Genomic DNA, 16,150 nt, shown 5'->3' with positions numbered 1-16,150 from the left:
CAGCTTATGCATCACCTGCCCCCGGTAGTTTGTCGGCAAGCGCCGTCGTCGACAGGCGCATCGATTCCATGGCGCCCGCGAGCCCGCGAAGTTCCGCGAGCAGCGCGCGCCGTGCGGCGAGGCTGTCGGGGGTCGCGGTCTCGGCAAGGCCCATATGCCGCATCAATGACAGCCCGTTTTCAAAGAGCAGCTTGCCGATCGCGGCCTCGCTGCTGATCCGGCGGAGCAGATAGGCCTGCCGCCCTTCAACGAGCGCTGTGTCGAGCAGCGCCTTCGCATCGACCTCGTCGCCCGGCCGGGCGCGCGTCAGCAGCTCGGCGACGACCGAATAGGCCTCGGCGAACGGCAGCAGTATCGCGTGTCCGACGACGGGCTGGCAGCGGTGGATAAGCTGCGCGACGCCGCGGTCGCCGCTCGCGAGGCGGCGGTCCCAGACGGGGTCGATGCGCGCGAGTTCGGCCTCGATCGCGGCGCGATGCTCGTCGCGCGGGGGATAGAAGAATTCGAATTTGAACAGATCGCGCAGGCGGTCGATCTTTGCCCAGAAGGCTGCGGTCGCGTCGCCCTCGCCGCTTTCGCGCAGCTGGAACAGCGCCAGCTCGATCATCGCGCGATCGAGGAAATGATGCGCGATGATGTTGCGGTAATAGCTCGCCATCGGATGCTTGGCGGGGTCGATCGAATAGACATTCTCGCTGCCCGCCTCGTAGCGGGTGAGCAGACCGCTCTCGACGAGCGTGTCGACGGTGGCCGACAGCGCGGTGTCGTCGCGGCTTTCGAGCTCGCTGCTGAGACGGATGCCGCGCTCGCGCGCCCAGTCGGTGACCGCCGCAATCGCCGCGAGCAGTTCGGCCGCGGTCGCGCCGCGCGGGGCGAGGCCGAGCAGGATCAGACACATCACCGAGGTGACGGTCAGCGGCGTCACACGATTGGCCTCGACCGCGACCGCGAAGGCGATCTTCTCGAGCGCGCGCTTGTCGTCGGGGCCGGGGGCTTCGTCGATGATAACGGGATTGCCGATGTCGAGGCGGATGCGGCCCGAGGGCTCCTTGAGGCTCTTCATATAGCCGAGGAACCACGACAGGCTTTCGGGCTTCTTGTTCCGGCCGGTCTGCTCCGCGGCATATTCCTCGACGTCGCGGATCAGGTCGAAACTGGTGACGAAAGGGACGAAATGGACGTCGCGCGTCCCCGTCGCGTGCGCCGCGTCGAGGACATATTTCATCAGGCCATATTTGGGCGGCATCAGCTTGCCGAGGCGCGAGCGCGTCCCCTCGAACGCCCAGCTCAAGGGGAAGCGCTTGGCGAGCAGCCAGGCGATATAATGGCGCAGCACGAGCTTGTAGACCGGCTGGTCCTGAAAGCTGCGGCGGATGAAGATCATCCCCGAGCGTCGGAAGAATTCGCCCATGACCGCGAAGTCGAGGTTCGCGCCGCCGAAGCTGTGCAGCATCGGCATATCATTTTCATAGGTGAGGCGGCTCGGCGTCGCGCCGTCGATATATGTTTTGTGCGTGAAGAGGATCGCGGTCGGATGTTCGCGAAGGATGCTGCGCAGCTTCGCCAGCTCGGCGGCATCGACCTCCATCTCGGGCGCGTAGCCGCCGAACATCATCCGGTCGAGGCGGGCGCGCAGATCGAGGAACAGCGCCGAGGGCCGCGCAATGACCTCCTTCATCAGCGGACGCGCTTCGCGGTAAAGGTCGCCGACCGGGCGGCCCGTCTTCTCGGCGAGATCGGCGAGCGCCGCGCGGAATTTGGGGCTGGTGCGGAGGCCATCGGCGACGAAGCGCGGCACCTTGTATCGTGTTCCCCGGATGCCGCGTTCAGCGACGTCGAGCGCGAGCGCCGCCTGCCGCGCGACGAAGCCCGCGAATTCGGGGCTGTCGGCACCCTCGCCGTCACCGCCGCCGGTCTGGCGGCAGAAACGGTCGCGAAGTGTATCGAGCGTCGCGGCCTCGCCGACGAGGATCTGGGCGCGGCGCCGGTCGCGGAGGAGGATCAGCCGCGCGCGGAGCGCCCCCGGATGGCGCGGGTCGCCGAAGATCAGGTGGCGGAGCTTGAGCGCGCGGTCGCGGTCGAAGCCCGGGATGCGCCAGGCGATGCGCAGCGGCACGACCTGCCGCGACGCCGCCCCGCCGAGCCGCGCGCGCAGCACGTCGACGGGCAGCGCATGATCGCCGTCCTCGATATCGAGGCTCGCCCACTGCGGTTCGCTGTCGCCCGACGTCGAATGGATCCAGTCGAGCAAGATGCGCCGCTCGACCCCGTTGCGCGCGTCGATGATGTAGAGCCGGTCGGCCGCGTCCTCCGCCACGATTCCGGTGCGGGGCGTTCCGTCGGCCACCGCTTAATAGAGCTCCGCCAAAGACCCGTTCGTGTCGAGCGAAGTCGAGACACCCCGATGGCGAGCGTCAAGCCGATGGGCATCTCGACTTCGCTCGATGCGAACGGAAAGGAGATAAACGCTCATCCCTTCGCCGCCTTTCCAGCCGCCTTTTTCCTGGGGGCAGGCTTCTTCTCGGCGGCCTTCTTCGGCTTGGCCTTTTCGGCCTTCGGCTTGGGTGGCGGAGCCTCGGCTGCAACCGATTCCGCCGCGCTCTCCTCGGTCTGGCCAAGCGTGCGCAGGAACATGTTCCGCACGTCGCGGACATGCGTATTCAGCGTCTTGACGCTCCACTTCGACGTATCGACCGGCGGCAGCACGGTGACGCGGACCGTCGCGGGGCGCATCACGAACTCGTTCTTTGGCGCGACATCGGTGGCGTTATGGATCACGATCGGGACGATCGGCACGCCCGCCTGCATCGCCAGGTGGAAGGCGCCCTTCTTGAATGGCGCGAGCTTCGGGGTCAGCGTGCGCGTACCCTCGGGCGAGATGCAGATCGACTTGCCCTCGTGGCGGATCGCGTCGACCAGCGGCTCCATCGCCTTGATCGCGCTCTTGCCGTCGGCGCGGTCGACGAAGACGGTGCCGCCCCATTCCATCAGCTTGCCGAGGATGGGGATGTCCTTGATCTCCTTCTTCCCAACGCCGCCCATGTCGCGGCGGATGAGCTTGGCGAGGATCATCACGTCCGCCTTGCTCTGGTGATTGAAGATGAAGATGCACGGGCGCGACGACCAGAGGTGGCGTTCGTCCTCGACCTCCAGCTCGACCCCGGTGATCGCGGTCGCGAAATCGCCGAACAGCCCGATCGAAAAATTCGCCGCCTCGCGCTGCGAGCGCGTGAGCGCCCAGATCGGGAGGCCCGCGGCGAACGCGCCGACGAGCGAACCGGTCGCGTAGATGGTGCGCGTATAGTCGATCCACGACGGCGTGCCGCGGCTTGCGAAACGCTGCACTGGCCAGCCCCGCTCGTCGGCGATGCCCTTCAGCTTCATGTTCGGGTTGAGCGGGCGCGGCTTGCCGACGCGTTCGAGCAACTCGATATCGTCGTCGCTGTCCGAATAGAAAAAGCTCTGGTCGAGATCGAGGCCATATTCGGCGGCGAGTTCCTCTGCGGCGAGCACCTTGCCCTCGCCGAAGCATAAGGGTCGGATGATCTCGCCGGTGAAGACGCCATCCTCGATCTCGTAGGCCGAGCATTTGATGTCGGTGATGCCGAGGTCGCGCGCGGTCGGTTCGATCTGGTAGATCGTCGCCGACGAGATGATCGCGACGCGGTGGCCCTTCGCCTGATGTGCCTCGATGATCGCGCGCGTTTCGGGATAGATTTTCCGCGCGATATGCTTCTTGTAGAGTTCCTCGCCGAATTCGACGAAGCTTTCCTCATCGACGCCCTTCATGAATTTGGCGGCGGCGGACATCAGCCCGGAGAAGCCGATCTGGCCGAGGCTGTGCTGCGCGACGACCTGCGCGGTCTCGGCGATCTCTTCCATCGACATTTCGCGGCGCTGGAATTTCTCGCGCAGCATCGCGGTCGCGGAGTAGCCCGAGATGATCGTTCCATCGAAATCGAAGAGCGCGGCGATATGCGATCCGGGTTCGGACGCGAGTACTTCTTCCAAATGCGGCTGCGGCCTCGGCACGCGCATCTCCCCACCAAACGGCTATGTTGCCGCTTTCCCCTGCACGATGGCAGTAAAGATGGCGTTTATCAATGGCGCGAAAGCGTCGATGCCTCGCGAGCAAGTGCCTCGATCCGGGCCGGGTCGAGCGGCCCCGACGGGACGATCCAGCTACCGCCGATGCAGAGTACCGCATCGAGCGCGAGCCATTCGGGTGCGGTCGCGGCGCTGATCCCGCCGGTGGGACAGAAGCGCGCGGTTCCGAAGGGTCCGGCGAGCGCCTTGAGCGCCGGGATGCCGCCGCTCGTTGCCGCGGGGAAGAATTTGAAGCGCGAGAGGCCAAGGTCCATGCCGCGCATGATGTCGCCGGCGTTGGCGGTGCCGGGCAGGAAGGGAATGCCGCTTGCGACCGCCGCCTTGCCGAGAGTGTCGGTGAGGCCGGGCGAGACGATGAATTCTGCGCCCGCGTGGATCGCACTGTTCAGCATCGCGGGGTCGAGCACCGTCCCCGCACCGACGACCGCGCCTTTCACCGCCTTCATAGCCGTCAGTGCGTCGAGCGCGGCGGGGGTGCGCAAGGTCACCTCGAGTACCGGCAATCCGCCCGCGACGAGCGCTTCGGCCATCGGCACCGCATCTTCGACCCGGTCGATCACGATCACGGGGATGACGGGGGCGAGGCGCATGATCTGGTCGATGGACTGGTCGGTCATTTCTTTTCCTTCGTCGCCCCCGCGAAGACGGGGGTCGTTGGCAGGGTGGCGCTAGGCCGATAGCGGCCCCCGCCTTCGCGGGGGCGACGGTTAAACTACGGCCTCCATCGCCGCCAAAACCGCCGACCCGCCCTTTTCGGCTTCGTCGGCATGATGGCGGAACAGGGCGAACAATTCGCGGCCAACGCCGAGTGCGGGCGGCGGAGCAATGGCGGGGGTGCGCGATACCCATTCGGCGTCGTCGACCAAGGCGATCGCCTCGCCGTTCACAGCGCAGACGCGGACGACGTCGCCGTCCTTGAGGTAAGCGAGCGGGCCGCTCACCCCGTCGGGGCCGGGCAAGGCTTCGGGCGAGAGGTGGATCACCGCGGGGACCTTGCCGCTAGCGCCCGACATGCGCCCATCGGTGAGCAGCGCGACGCGGTAGCCCTTGTCCTGCAGCACGCCGAGCGCGGGGGTCAGCTTGTGCAGTTCGGGCATGCCGTTGGCGCGCGGCCCCTGGAAGCGGACGACGACGACGACGTCGCGGTCCAGTTCGCCTGCCTTGAACGCGGTGAGCACCTGGTTCTGGTCGTCGAAGATGCGGCACGGCGCCTCGATCGTCCAGCGATCCTCGGCGACCGCGCTCGTCTTGATGATCGCGCGCCCGAGATTGCCCGCGAGCAGGCGCATCCCGCCGTCGGGCGAGAAGGGTTCGGCGACGGGGCGCAGCATCGTATCGTCGCGCGAGGTTTCGGGGGCGGGCCGCCATGTGAGCGATGGGATCCCCGGCGAAAGCCGCGGCCCAGTCGCATCGTCCGGAGATGGGCCCCGGCTTTCGCCGGGGATCCCTTCTCCTTCGGCGTCGCGCAACACCGGCTCATACCCATAATCGGCCATCGTGCCCCCGACGGTCAGTACATCGCCGTGGAGCAATCCCGCGCCGAGCAGTTCGCGCACGACGAAGCCGATCCCGCCCGCGGCATGGAAATTGTTCACGTCGCCCGCGCCGTTCGGATAGACGCGCGCGAGCAGCGGCACCGCGTGGCTGAGCTCGTCGAAATCCTGCCAGTCGATGATGATCCCCGCTGCGCGCGCAATGGCAGGCAGGTGGATCGCATGATTGGTCGAGCCGCCGGTGGCGAGCAGGCCGATCGCGGCGTTGACGATCGCCTTTTCGTCGATGCAGCGCGCGAGCGGACGGTAATCCTCGCCGTCCCAGCCGATCTCGGCAATCCGGTGCGTCGCGGCGCGTGTCAGTTCCTGCCGCAGCTTGGTGCCGGGGTTGGTGAAGGCGCTGCCGGGGATGTGCAGCCCCATCAGCTCCATCATCATCTGGTTGCTGTTCGCGGTGCCGTAGAAGGTGCAGGTGCCGGCGCCATGATAGCTCGCCGCCTCAGCCTCCAGTAGCTCGTCGCGGCTCGCCTTGCCCTCGGCATAGAGCTGGCGGACGCGCTGTTTTTCCTTGTTCGCAAGGCCCGAGGGCATCGGTCCGGCGGGAATCAGGATTTGCGGCAGGTGGCCGAAGCGCAAAGCGCCGATCAGCAAGCCGGGCACGATCTTGTCGCAGATGCCGAGAAGCAGCGCGCCTTCGAACATCGCGTGGCTCAATGCGATCACCGTGCCCTGCGCGATATTGTCGCGGCTGAACAAGGACAGGTCCATGCCCGCCTGCCCCTGCGTCACGCCGTCGCACATCGCGGGAACGCCGCCCGCGACCTGCGCGGTGACGCCGACCTCGCGCGCGAAGAGTTTGATCTGCTCGGGATAGCGGCCATAGGGCTGATGCGCCGAGAGCATGTCGTTATAGGCGGTGACGATGCCGATGTTCATCGCGGCGCCCGCGCGGATGACGGGCTTGTCGTCGCCCGCGGCGGCGAAACCGTGGGCGAGGTTGCCGCAGGAGAGGCTGCCGCGGTTCGTCCCCGCTTCGCGCTGGCGCTCCATCAGCTCGAGATAGACGGCGCGGCGGGGTTTGCTGCGCTCTATGATGCGGTCGGTGACCTGGACGATGGTTGGGTGGAGATCAGTCATATATTTCCTCGTCGCCCCCGCGAAGGCGGGGGCCGCTATAGGCACAGCGCAAGGTTGCCAGCGGCCCCCGCCTTCGCGGGGGCGACGTGTATGCCTCAGTCATGCCAACTCGCTCCGTCGCGCTCGATCAGCGCGATTGCACTCGACGGCCCCCAGCTTCCCGCTGTGTAATTCTGCGGCGCCATATCGACCTCGGCCCACGCATCGCGGATCGAATCGATCCACTGCCATTGCGCCTCGACCTCGTCGCGGCGCACGAAGAGGGTCTGGTCGCCCTCGATGAAATCGAGCAGCAGCCGCTCGTAGGCGATGCGGCGGCGCTCGCCCTCGAAGCTGTGCGAGAGCGACACGTCGAGCGTTACCTCTTTGAGCTTGACGCCGTCGCGGTCGAGCCCGGGTTGCTTCGCCATCACCTTGACCCGGATATTTTCCTCGGGCTGCAGATTGATGATCATGCTGTTGGCATCGAGCTTGCCCGCGCCGACGCGCGCGAAGATATTGTGCGGCACCGGCTTGAACTGGATCAGCACCTCCGACTTGCGCTGCGGCATCCGCTTGCCGGTGCGGAGGTAAAAGGGCACGCCCTTCCAGCGCCAATTGTCTATGAAAGCCTTGATCGCGACGAAGGTCTCGGTGTTCGACGGATGGCCGAGTTCGTCGGCATAGCCCGCGACCGCGGCGCCATTCACCGCCCCACTGGTGTACTGGCCCTTCACGCTATGCGCCTTCACATCATCGGCCTTGAGCTTGCGAAGGCTCCGCAGCAGCTTGACCTTTTCGTCGCGCACGGCGGTCGACGACACGCTCGACGGCGGCTCCATCGCGATGATCGCGAGCAGCTGGAGCATATGGTTCTGGACCATATCCTTGAGCGCGCCCACCCCGTCATAATAGGAGACCCGGCCTTCGAGCCCGACGGTCTCGGCGACGGTGATCTGGACATGATCGATCGCCTGCGCGTTCCACAGCGGTTCGAAGAGCATGTTGGCAAAACGCAGCGCGAGGAGGTTCTGGACCGTTTCCTTGCCGAGATAATGGTCGATGCGGAATACATGGTCCTCGGCGAAGGCGTCGCCGACCTGTTCGTTCACCTCGCGCGAGGAGGCGAGATCGTGGCCGATCGGCTTTTCCATCGCGATACGGCATTCGGCGCAAGCGATGCCCGCAGCTTTCAGCCCCTGCGCGATCGGACCGAACATCGACGGCGGGGTCGAGAGATAGGCACCGATCGTCCGGCCGAGCCGTTCGCCGAGCTGCGCCGCGAGCGCGTCATAACCGGTCCCCGCACCGGCATCGACCGAACAATAATCGATGCGCTCGAGGAAACTCGCGACGTGACCGTCATCGAGCCGGTCGGCGGGAAGATGGTCGACCAGTGCTTCGCGTACCATCGCATGGCAGCCGCTACGCTCCATCTTCGATCGGCCCGAGGCGATGATCGTCAGTTCGTCGGCAAGCAGCCCGTCGACGTGAAGGTTATAGAGCGAGGGAAAGAGCATCCGCTGCGCAAGGTCGCCCGTTGCGCCGAACAGGATCAGGGTCTCGACTTTCACGCTCACTTGGGTCCCCTTGGATAGCTTTTCAGAATTGGAGGATGCCCCCAGCGAATGCAACGCGCATACGTAAGCCGCATACGATGTCTGCGCTTGGCAAAATCGCCACACTTGCCTTAGGGAGCGGCCATGCCCGACAGCGCCCTCCCCTATGATGTCATCGTCGTCGGCGGCGGTGTCAATGGCGCGGGGGTCGCGCGCGACGCCGCGGGGCGCGGCGCACGCGTGCTGCTGCTCGAAGCGGGCGACCTCGCGCGCGGTACCTCGTCGGCCTCGACCAAGCTCATCCACGGCGGGCTGCGCTATCTCGAACATTATGAATTCGGACTGGTGCGCGAGGCGCTGAAGGAACGCGAAATCCTGTGGAGCATCGCGCCGCACATCATCTGGCCGCTGCGCTTCGTCCTGCCCTATCGCGAGGGGCTGCGCCCGCGCTGGCTGCTGCGGCTCGGCCTGTTCCTTTACGACCATATCGGCGGACGCAAGAAGCTGCCCGCGACGCGTTCGGTCGATCTGGGGCGCCATGTCGCGGGCGGGCCGTTGCAATCGCAATATGTGAAGGCCTTCGAATATTCGGACGGCTGGGTCGACGATGCGCGGCTGGTGCTGCTCAACGCACGCGATGCCGCCGATCGCGGTGCGCGGGTCAAGACGCACACCCGCGCCGACCTTATGCGCGTCGAGGACGGGCTGTGGGTGGTCGAGGCGAGCGACGATCGCGGGCACAGCTATCGCTTCACGGGCAAGAGCCTTGTCAATGCAGCGGGCCCGGCGGTCCTCGACGTGCTCGGCCGCGCCTCGGCGCCGCCCGACCACAAGATGCGGCTGGTGCGCGGGTCGCACATCGTCGTGCGCCGGAAGTTCGAGCACGACTATGCCTATTTCTTCCAGCTTCCCGACGGGCGCATCTTCTTCGCGATTCCCTATGAGCGCGATTTCACACTGATCGGTACCACTGACCAGGACCATGACGGCGCGCTCGGCGATATTCATGCGAGCGCCGACGAGATCGAATATCTCTGCGAGGGCGCGAGCCAATATTTCGAGGTGCCCGTCGTCCCGGCCGATGTGGTCTGGACCTATTCGGGGGTGCGGCCGCTGATCGAGGACGGGTCGGGCAAGCCCGAGGCGGCAACGCGCGGCTACCGGATCGACCTCGACACCGACGAGGGCGCGCCTTTGCTCACCATTTATGGGGGCAAGATCACCAGCTACCGCCATGTCGCCGAACATGCGGTCGACAAGCTGGCGGAGCATTTGGGCGTGCTGTCGGGCAAACGCTGGACCGCGAAGGCGCCGCTGCCGGGCGGAACCTTCCCGACCAGCGGCGCCGCGGCGCTGCGGGCCCGCTACAAGCTCGCCCACCCCTTCCTGTCCTCGGCGACCGTCGACCGGATCGTCAAGGCCTATGGCACCGACGCGGCCCAATGGCTCGGCAAGGCCGAGGATTGGGATGCGCTCGGCGGCGAGATCGCCCACGGCCTCAGCGCCGCCGAGGTCGAATGGATGATGACCCACGAATGGGCGCGCGACGTCGAAGATATCCTCTGGCGGCGCAGCAAGCTGGGACTGCTGTTCAACGAGGCGGAGGTGGCGAAGCTGGCCGCCTGGCTGGAGGCCAAGCGGCCGCTCTCGCAGCCGGCCTAGGCCGCCACCAGCGCCAGTGCGTCGGCGCCCGCCGGGAAGTGCGACCTGCCGCTCGTGTCATGCACCGCCGCCCACACCGCTTTGGCGACATCGCCCTCGGTCGTGAACAGCGCCGGTTCGGCCATTCCGGCGAGGATCGGCGCGGCATAGCTGCCATAGGGTTCGGGCAGCACATCCTCGAGCTTGATGTCGGTGTTCGCCGCGAATGCGGTCGTCGGCCCGTAGCCCGGCTCGACGAGCTTCACCGATATGCCGAGCGGCGCGAGTTCATGCGCAAGGCTGCCGGTGAATCCCTGGATCGCGGTCTTGCTGCCGGTGTAGGCCGCCGCGAGCGGGAACGGTGCGAGCGTTGCAGACGACGTAACGTTGATGATCGTGCCCGAGCCCCGTTCGCGCATCTGCGGGATCACCGCCTGCGTCATCGCGATCGTGCCGAGCGTGTTCGTCGCATAGACGTCGCGGATCTTCGCAATCGGCGAATGCTCGAGCGCACCGAACAGGCCGATGCCGGCATTGTTGACGAGCACGTCGATAGGGCCCGCAAGCTCGATCGCCAACGCGATGCTGTCGGCGTCGGTGACGTCAAGCGCCAGGACGCGGAGACGGTCGGACGTGTCGAAGAGGTCGAGACGCGGGGTGCGCATCATCGCCACAACATTCCAGTCCCTGGCAAGGAAGTGGCGGGCGGTTTCGAGGCCGTAGCCCGACGAACAGCCGGTGATCAGGATGGTCTTCATCTTTCGTCCTTTCATGCTTGCGATAGAAAGCATCTAGCCAGCAACGTCCGGACTATCTATAATTTGAAATCCATTTTTCATTTGCGATAGTCCCGATATGCTCGACCCGCTTTCCGACGTCATCGCGTTGCTGCGCCCCAGCACGGTCTTCTCGAAAGGGATCAGCGGTGCGGGGCGCTGGGGCGTGCGCTATTCGGCGTTCGGGCATCCGGGTTTCTGCACCGTGCTCGAAGGATCGTGCCGACTCGCGGTCGACGGCGCGGAACCGATCACGCTCGAAGCGGGCGATTTCGTTCTGCTGCCCGCGACTCCCGGCTTCACCCAGTCGGGCTTCGAGCCCGTCGAGCCGGCAACCTTCGACCCTCATGCGAGCATCGGCGTGACCGGCGAGGTGCGCCACGGGCGGCAGGACGGGCCACCCGATGTGCGGATGCTCGGCGGCTATTTCATGTTCGCCTCGCCCGACGCCGGGCTGCTGGTATCGCAGCTGCCCGCCATGATCCATTTGCGCGGGGCCGAGCGGCTGGGAACGCTCGTGCAGATGGTGCGCAGCGAAACCGGGGAGGACCGGCCGGGGCGCGACCTCGTGCTCGCGCGGCTGGTCGAGGTGCTGCTGGTCGAGGCGTTGCGCGCGGTCGGCAGCGACGATGCACCGCCGGGATTGCTGCGCGGGCTGGCCGATGCGCGGCTGGCCGGCGCGATCCGCTGTATCCATGACGAACCCGCGCGGCCGTGGACGGTCGCGGCGCTGGCGAAGGAAGCGGCGCTGTCGCGTTCGGCATTCTTCGACCGCTTCGCACGCATCGTCGGGGTGCCGCCGATGGAATATGTTCAGGGCTGGCGGATGAGCCTGGCCAAGGACATGCTGCGCCGCCGCGCGGGCAAGCTCGACGTGATTGCCGAACGCGTGGGTTATGGGTCGGCGAGCGCGTTCAGCACGGCGTTCACGCGGCAGGTCGGGATGCCGCCGAAACGTTATGCGATGATGGCGGGTTAGCCGGGTTTGCGCGCGGGCATCTTCGGCTTGCGCGCCGCTTCCTCGGGCAGCCGGTTCTCGCGCTCGGCCAGTTCCTCGAAGCAGCAGCGCGGGATCGGGGCGGGTGGGTTCTTCTTTTCGGCCATTACAACCTCGTCTCCCTCGAACGAGACAGGTGGCTCGTGAGACTTGATCCGGGGCCCACGCGACATTGCGCCGCAAATGGATGCCGGATCAAGTCCGGCATGACGATAAAAGAAAATCCTCCCTGTGCCGAGGCATGGGGAGGTGGCAGCGCGAAGCGCTGACGGAGGGGCCATTACGCGACTTACGCCCCTCCACCACTCGCCTTGCGAGCGGTCCCCCTCCCCATGGCTTCGCCACAGGGAGGATTTATCAGGCCGCCTCGGCTTCGGCTTCCACCGGCAGGCGGATCATGTAGTCGAACGCCGACAGCGCCGCCTTCGCCCCCTCGCCCATCGCGATCACGATCTGCTTGTAGGGCACCGTCGTGCAATCGCCCGCGGCGAAGATGCCGGGCTGGCTCGTCTCACCGCGATGGTCGACCTCGATCTCGCCGTGGCGCGAGAGGGTGACGCTGTCCTTCAGCCATTCGGTGTTGGGGACGAGGCCGATCTGGACAAACACGCCTTCGAGTTCGACCTGGTGCAGTTCGTCCTTGTGGCGGTCCTTGTAGCTGAGGCTCGTCACTTTCTCGCCGTCGCCGAGCACTTCGGTAGTAAGCGCCGAGGTGATGATCCTGACATTCGGCAGGCTGGCGAGCTTGCGCTGGAGCACCGCGTCGGCGCGCAGCTCGCTGTCATACTCGATCAAGGTGACGTGCGCGACGAGGCCGGCAAGATCGATCGCCGCCTCGACGCCGCTGTTGCCGCCGCCGATTACCGCGACGCGCTTGCCCTTGTAGAGCGGGCCGTCGCAGTGCGGGCAGTAAGCCACGCCCTTGTTGCGATACTGGTCCTCGCCCGGCACGCCGAGCTGGCGCCAGCGCGCGCCGGTCGAGAGGATGACGGTGCGCGCCTTAACCGACGCGCCGCTCGCGAGCCTGACCTCGTGGAGGCCGCCCTCGACCTTCGCCGGGATCAGCTTTTCCGCCCGCTGCAGGTTCATGATGTCGACATCATAGTCTTTGACGTGTTGCTCGAGCTGCGCGACGAGCTTCGGGCCTTCGGTGTGCTGGACCGAGATGAAATTCTCGATTCCCATCGTGTCGAGCACCTGCCCGCCAAAGCGTTCGGCGGCGAGCCCGACGCGGATGCCCTTGCGCGCGGCATAAATGGCGGCCGCAGCGCCCGCGGGACCGCCGCCGACGACGAGCACGTCGAATGCGTCCTTCGCCGCGATCTTCTCGGCGGCCTTCGCCTCCGCGCCGCTGTCGAGCTTCGCGATTATTTGTTCGAGCTCCATGCGGCCCTGCCCGAAGGTTTCGCCGTTGAGGAAGATCGTCGGCACCGCCATGATCTTGCGCTCCTCGACCTCGGCCTGGAACAGCCCGCCGTCGATCGCGGTGTGGGTGATGCGCTGGTTGACGACGCTCATCAGATTGAGCGCCTGCACGATGTCGGGGCAATTCTGGCACGACAGCGAGAAATAGGTTTCGAAGTGGAAGTCGCCGTCGAGCGCCGCGACCTGCTCGAGCACCTCGGGCGCTACCTTCGGCGGGTGTCCGCCGACCTGCAGCAGCGCGAGGACGAGCGAGGTGAATTCATGCCCCATCGGGATGCCGGCGAAGCGGACCGCGACATTGGCGTCGCTGGCGCGGCGGATCAGGAAGCTGGGGCGGCGCGCATCGTCGTCGGTGCGGGTCACGCTGACCTTGTCCGACAGCGCGGCGATGTCATCGAGCAGGCTCGCCAGCTCGGCCGATTTGGCATCGTCGCCGAGCGACGCGATCAGTTCGATCGGTTCACGAAGGTTCGTGAGGAGGCCTTGCAGCTGCTGCTTCAGATTGGCGTCGAGCATGGGGAGAGCTCCTGCTTTGTTTCGGATAAAGAGCCCGTGCTCCCGCGAAGGCGGGAGCCCATCTCCTGTGGGCGCTATGTTGCACCATCCGGAGATGGGCCCCTGCCTGCGCAGGGGCACGCGGCGTTTTATGATCTTTTAGATCTTGCCGACGAGGTCGAGCGAGGGCGCGAGCGTTTCGGCGCCCTCTTCCCACTTCGCAGGGCAGACTTCGCCCGGGTGGCTGACCCAGTACTGCAGCGCCTTGATCTTGCGTAGCAGTTCGGCGGCGTTGCGGCCCACACCTTCGGGGGTGATTTCGAGCAGCTGGATTTCGCCCTGCGGGTCGAGCACGAAGGTGCCGCGGTCGGCAAGGCCGACGCCTTCACGCAGAACCTCGAAATTCTTCGACAGATTGTGGTTCTGGTCGCCGACCATGTAATAGTTGATCTTGCCGATCGCCGGCGAGGTGTCGTGCCAAGCCTTGTGGCTGAAGTGCGTGTCGGTCGACACGGCATAGACCTCGACGTCCATCTTCTGGAGCGTCGGATAGATGTCGGCGAGGTCTTCGAGTTCGGTCGGGCAGACGAAGGTGAAGTCGGCCGGATAGAAGAAGAAGACCGCCCACTTGCCCTTCACGCTCTCGTCGCTGATGTCGACGAACTTGCCGTCCTTGTAAGCGGTGGCTTTGAATGGCTTCAGGGTCGTGTTCAAAACGGACATTAGGGAGAGCTCCTTTGTTGTTGGAGGCTCCCCCTAGCCATGTTTGCTGCAGTGCGAAAAGCGAAAATATCGTGATCTTTGATCGATAATATCGATCATGAAGCAATGGTGGTGCGGTGGCAGCGGCGGCCCCCGTCGATGTCGGGAGAAATCCCCACACGGCCCCGCCCACCATCGCGCCTGCCCCGAATCGGGATAAAAGCGGCGGAATTGCGTTAGACCCTTTGTGACAGCATCGTGATACCTGTCCCCGAATGGACCAGATTCGCGATTCGATCTATTATGAGCAGCTTGCGCGGGTCGCGCGGCTGAAGGCGAACGCATCCGACGATCCCTTCCTCGCGCGCCGCCTGCGCGAGGCCGCGGTCAAGCACGAGCAGAAGGCGCGCAAGCTGAAGCGGGCAGAGCAGGCGACCGAATAGTCACGCGAAAATGGCGCGCCGCAACCGGCGAAGATGAGCCAGAGCGTTTCGCTACCGCGCCCTAGATTGCGCCTCGCGCTCGGGCGCCACCATTGGGATGTCGGCTTGGGGGTGGTTAGCTGTCACTTGGCGGCAGCTGCCAATTGTCTGGCAGATCAGCAAAATGACCCCACGATGACCATTGGTCGTCGCTTCCGTTTGCTCGTGTCGCCAATCGCCATTCTGGCGGATCAGGAAAGCCGTGCCAAACTGACTGCATCAGCAGCAGTTCCTCGCCATCATGCGTAGCGAAAAATGCGACGTCAGCACCAATAAGCTTCTCAATTTCAATGCTGAATACAGATGCGCCTGCGTTGCGCATCGACGTCCACTCAATAGCCTTTGCCGCTCGCTCGCGGAATCCCGTCAGTTGCAATTCCGCGATCGCATCGGAAGCATCCCAAGGATCGGCTTCCCAAGCATTTGAAGCGGAATTCATTCGTTCAGCTTGAGACATCAGCGCCACCCATGCTGAACATTACAATGGCCTCAAAGCGTCCGCAATCGGTCGATAGCCGCCGCGCGCCTCAGCCCAGCGCGGCGGCGAGCCGTTGACGTAGCGCGATCAGGGCTTCGACCGGGATGCCGTCGCTAGCCGCTGTCGGCGCGACGGGAATGGCAACAGTCGGCGAAACCGGTTCGGCGCGCACTGCCCCGCCCGTCTCCGACAGCGCCTTGCGCGCGCCCTCGACGGTAAAGCCCTTCTCGTGCAACAGATGATGGATGCGCTCGGCAAGCGCGACGTCCTCTGCGCGGTAATAGCGTCGCCGTCCAGACCGCTGGAGCGGGCGAAGCTGCGGGAAGCGCGTTTCCCAATAGCGGAGCACATGCGTCGGAACGCCAATGCGGTCCGCGAGTTCGCCGATGGCAAGCATCGCACCCGATGCCTTGCCAGCGGTTTCGGTCTCGAAATCAGCCATAGGCGGCGCCCGGGTTATTTGCCGGCAACGCGCGCACGCATCGTCTGGCTGGCGCGGAAGGTCATCACCCGCCGCGGCAGGATCGGCACCTCGATGCCGGTCTTGGGATTGCGGCCGATCCGCTGCGCCTTGTCGCGCAGAACGAAGGTGCCGAAGCCCGAAATCTTCACATTCTGTCCGCCCGCCAGCGCATCCGACATGTGATCGAGAATCGATTCGACGATCGCGGCCGATTCGTTGCGCGACAGACCGATCTGCTGGTTTATCTTCGCCGCGATGTCCGCCCGCGTAAGTGTCCCGGCTGTCATGATGTTCCCTTCCCCTCCTGAAGCAAATGCAAACAAAGGTTCCCGGAAGGCCCCCACCATCACGAGTCCCGGACGCATATGTAACAAAAGCGAATAAATCCGCCAAACTGAAATGGATGGAGCGAAGAG

15 protein-coding genes are annotated in these 16,150 nt (G+C 65.4%); 3 read left to right on the top strand and 12 right to left on the bottom strand.

Annotated elements, in window-relative coordinates; genetic code table 11:
• Window positions 1–4: 4 nt before the first annotated feature.
• From QOL79_RS02610 to zwf, 5 genes are all read right to left on the bottom strand, one after another.
• A complete protein-coding gene (locus tag QOL79_RS02610; RefSeq protein WP_283418529.1) occupies window positions 5–2,347 on the bottom strand; it encodes a glycerol-3-phosphate 1-O-acyltransferase in 2,343 nt (780 codons plus the stop codon).
• 122 nt (window positions 2,348–2,469) lie between these two features.
• A complete protein-coding gene (locus QOL79_RS02605; RefSeq protein WP_283418528.1) occupies window positions 2,470–4,038 on the bottom strand; it encodes an HAD-IB family hydrolase in 1,569 nt (522 codons plus the stop codon).
• A gap of 62 nt (window positions 4,039–4,100) precedes the next feature.
• On the bottom strand, window positions 4,101–4,724 hold the full coding sequence (gene eda / locus QOL79_RS02600) for a bifunctional 4-hydroxy-2-oxoglutarate aldolase/2-dehydro-3-deoxy-phosphogluconate aldolase (RefSeq protein WP_283418527.1): 624 nt from the start codon (window positions 4,722–4,724) through the stop codon (window positions 4,101–4,103).
• Between the two features lie 90 nt (window positions 4,725–4,814).
• A complete protein-coding gene (locus QOL79_RS02595) occupies window positions 4,815–6,737 on the bottom strand; it encodes a dihydroxy-acid dehydratase domain-containing protein (RefSeq protein WP_283418526.1) in 1,923 nt (640 codons plus the stop codon).
• A gap of 95 nt (window positions 6,738–6,832) precedes the next feature.
• Window positions 6,833–8,236, bottom strand: a complete 1,404-nt coding sequence (zwf, locus tag QOL79_RS02590; RefSeq protein ID WP_283419033.1) for a glucose-6-phosphate dehydrogenase — start codon at window positions 8,234–8,236, stop codon at window positions 6,833–6,835.
• 183 nt (window positions 8,237–8,419) lie between these two features.
• On the opposite strand from zwf, the gene glpD reads away from it, so the two are divergent.
• Window positions 8,420–9,937 carry a glycerol-3-phosphate dehydrogenase gene (gene glpD, locus QOL79_RS02585; RefSeq protein WP_283418525.1) on the top strand — a complete coding sequence of 506 codons (1,518 nt, stop codon included), beginning with the start codon at window positions 8,420–8,422 and terminating at the stop codon, window positions 9,935–9,937.
• Here the strand turns inward: glpD and QOL79_RS02580 are convergent.
• Window positions 9,934–10,674 carry an SDR family oxidoreductase gene (locus tag QOL79_RS02580; RefSeq protein ID WP_283418524.1) on the bottom strand — a complete coding sequence of 247 codons (741 nt, stop codon included), beginning with the start codon at window positions 10,672–10,674 and terminating at the stop codon, window positions 9,934–9,936. The two genes, glpD and QOL79_RS02580, sit on opposite strands and share 4 nt — an antisense overlap.
• 97 nt (window positions 10,675–10,771) lie before the next feature.
• Here QOL79_RS02580 and QOL79_RS02575 point away from each other — a divergent pair, with 97 nt between their 5' ends.
• Window positions 10,772–11,671: an AraC family transcriptional regulator gene (locus QOL79_RS02575; protein WP_283418523.1), complete on the top strand. Its 900-nt coding sequence runs from the start codon at window positions 10,772–10,774 to the stop codon at window positions 11,669–11,671.
• Here QOL79_RS02575 and QOL79_RS02570 read toward each other — a convergent pair.
• The 3 genes from QOL79_RS02570 to ahpC form a co-directional block, all read right to left on the bottom strand.
• Window positions 11,668–11,796 (bottom strand): hypothetical protein, encoded by a 129-nt coding sequence (locus tag QOL79_RS02570; protein WP_283418522.1) that lies wholly within the window; start codon window positions 11,794–11,796, stop codon window positions 11,668–11,670. The two genes, QOL79_RS02575 and QOL79_RS02570, sit on opposite strands and share 4 nt — an antisense overlap.
• Window positions 11,797–12,046: 250 nt before the next feature.
• A complete protein-coding gene (gene ahpF / locus QOL79_RS02565) occupies window positions 12,047–13,630 on the bottom strand; it encodes an alkyl hydroperoxide reductase subunit F (RefSeq protein ID WP_283418521.1) in 1,584 nt (527 codons plus the stop codon).
• A gap of 138 nt (window positions 13,631–13,768) precedes the next feature.
• A complete protein-coding gene (gene ahpC, locus QOL79_RS02560; RefSeq protein ID WP_215349665.1) occupies window positions 13,769–14,332 on the bottom strand; it encodes an alkyl hydroperoxide reductase subunit C in 564 nt (187 codons plus the stop codon).
• Window positions 14,333–14,586: 254 nt separating this feature from the next.
• Here ahpC and QOL79_RS02555 point away from each other — a divergent pair, with 254 nt between their 5' ends.
• Window positions 14,587–14,754, top strand: coding sequence for a hypothetical protein (locus QOL79_RS02555; RefSeq protein WP_167541730.1), 168 nt, complete (start codon window positions 14,587–14,589; stop codon window positions 14,752–14,754).
• Between the two features lie 115 nt (window positions 14,755–14,869).
• On the opposite strand, the gene QOL79_RS02550 is transcribed toward QOL79_RS02555, so the two are convergent.
• From QOL79_RS02550 to QOL79_RS02540, 3 genes are all read right to left on the bottom strand, one after another.
• On the bottom strand, window positions 14,870–15,250 hold the full coding sequence (locus tag QOL79_RS02550; RefSeq protein WP_283418520.1) for a hypothetical protein: 381 nt from the start codon (window positions 15,248–15,250) through the stop codon (window positions 14,870–14,872).
• Window positions 15,251–15,320: 70 nt separating this feature from the next.
• A complete protein-coding gene (locus QOL79_RS02545; RefSeq protein ID WP_283418519.1) occupies window positions 15,321–15,713 on the bottom strand; it encodes a MerR family transcriptional regulator in 393 nt (130 codons plus the stop codon).
• Window positions 15,714–15,727: 14 nt separating this feature from the next.
• Window positions 15,728–16,021, bottom strand: a complete 294-nt coding sequence (locus QOL79_RS02540; protein ID WP_058454537.1) for an integration host factor subunit alpha — start codon at window positions 16,019–16,021, stop codon at window positions 15,728–15,730.
• Between the last annotated feature and the right edge of the window lie 129 nt (window positions 16,022–16,150).

Origin of the sequence: Sphingopyxis sp. Geo48 (assembly GCF_949769155.1) — a bacterium.
Classification (GTDB): Bacteria; Pseudomonadota; Alphaproteobacteria; order Sphingomonadales; family Sphingomonadaceae; genus Sphingopyxis.
Note: the sequence above shows the minus strand (reverse complement) of the source record. Positions and strands in the feature narration are given on the sequence as shown.